The 1,376-nt window shown below is 52.5% G+C and carries 1 protein-coding gene; it reads right to left on the reverse strand.

Annotated elements, in window-relative coordinates; all coding sequences use genetic code 11:
- Positions 1-75: 75 nt before the first annotated feature.
- Positions 76-1,376: IS4 family transposase (locus AAE02nite_RS26055; RefSeq protein WP_218033565.1), on the reverse strand; the 1,301-nt coding region annotated here is incomplete at its 5' end.

The following is a 1,376-nucleotide window of genomic DNA, read 5'->3' on the forward strand; positions in this document are numbered from 1 at the left end:
TTAATACCAAATCGCATAAACTAGCTGCCATTGCTTAAAACCTCACGGGTCTTAAATACAATATTGTCCGAAAGCTTAACCGGACGGGACGAGCCGGTCCACTAATTGGTGCTTACCCTGACAAAGGCGCACAATTTCTTTGATGATGTCGGTCTGCAATTCTTGTTCAAAGCGGAGTTTCACCAATTTAAAACCGCTCATCTGGTTAAGTTTTCGGTATACCAGGATGAGCATGGCTGCTATCAAGGTGATATAAACCGTTACCTGAATGCCATTGGTGGTTCGACTCAGCAGGTGGGTGAAGTTCAACTCCTGTTTCAGAAAGCGAAAGAAGCATTCTATTTCCCAGCGCTGGCGGTAAATGGCGGTAACTTCTTTGGCTGGCAGCGCGAACAGGTTGGTCAGAAAGAACAGCGTTTCGCTGCTCTGCCGGCTGCGGGCGGTGATGAGGCGGAAAGGAAAGCGCAGCACGTTCCCATTACAATACAGGTAAACCATCTGGTCGGAGAGCAGTTCCAGCGTGGCGGTGCGGCGACCCTGACTGCTGGTAAATACGGCCACCGGCACATACATGGTGGTTGAATTGAGGCGGGTAACAAATAGGCGGCCCTGCTCGGAGAAGAGCCGGAACGTTTTCCGCTTCTTTAACCCCCGGTCAAAGACCCCGACCTCGTCTTCCTGTAGGCTGCTCTGGCGGATGGTTTCGCCCAGCGCCTGGTCCTCGGCCAGGTAAGTCTGCTGGGTATACAGGTCACAAGCGCTAACCGTCAGCCCGTCAAAACCGATGGTGAACTTGATTTGTTTGAGGCGTTTGCTCTCATCTTTCGGCTTGATGCCGTTGACCATTCCCATCGCCAGCAGCTTAGACGAGCAGCTAACCGTGGTGGAGTCAAAGCAGTTAATGCGGTAGGGCCGCTTCTGGTCGTTGGGAAAGTGGCGGCGAAACAGGGCCGTGGTAGCCTGGAGCAGTTGCTCAAAGTAAGCCACCTGGACATGGGCTAATCGGTCGGCTAAGGAGTTGCGCCGCGTCTGAAAATCCGGCTTGAGACCAGCAAAGGTGCGAAAACACAGGCTGTCGAGCACCGCCACCAGTACGTTCAGGCTCAGGCGTGTGGTGGTGAGCACGCCGTAGAGCAGCAACTGGAAGAGCAGCTTGCCGTGGAGCTTCTTCACCTGATAGTCTACTTGGGTCGCTTGGGCCAGTTGGTCTAAAAGTGGGGCGGGCAGGTAGTTTAACAAATCCTTTACCCGGATGCCGTTGGTATCCATCGTGCTAATTGATAATGAAAATAACTTACCTCTCTCTTTACGCGTTTGCCACCACAGGTTTCGGACAATATTGTCTTTAAGACCTGTGAGGTTTGTGCAACCGGTAT

The sequence above is a fragment of the Adhaeribacter aerolatus genome, assembly GCF_007991635.1.
Classification (GTDB): Bacteria; Bacteroidota; Bacteroidia; order Cytophagales; family Hymenobacteraceae; genus Adhaeribacter; species Adhaeribacter aerolatus.